Annotated in this window: 1 pseudogene; it reads right to left on the bottom strand. The window is 50.6% G+C overall.

Features of this window, described 5'->3' with window-relative positions:
• A pseudogene (locus B2T33_RS11900) lies at positions 1 to 243 on the bottom strand (threonine--tRNA ligase); the annotation flags it as partial.

Below are 243 nucleotides of genomic sequence, written 5' to 3'. Positions count from 1 at the left end.
AGGTCGATGAAATCGCCCTGGCGATAGCAGGTAATGGTCTCGGTTTCCGGAAGATCACGGATGATCTCGGCTTTGTATTTCTCACCCTTATCAAGGAAGAACTTGATCGCCTCATCACGGTCCCAGACCTCGCGCACGATCTGTTCGTTGCGTTCGATGATCTTGTGCATCTGTTTTTCGATCTTCACAAGATCGTCGGGCGTAAACGGCGTTTCGCGGGCGAAATCGTAATAGAAACCGTTC

This window comes from Thalassospira sp. UBA4513, assembly GCF_002388495.1.
GTDB classification, from domain to species: domain Bacteria; phylum Pseudomonadota; class Alphaproteobacteria; order Rhodospirillales; family Thalassospiraceae; genus Thalassospira; species Thalassospira tepidiphila.
Note: the sequence above shows the minus strand (reverse complement) of the source record. Positions and strands in the feature narration are given on the sequence as shown.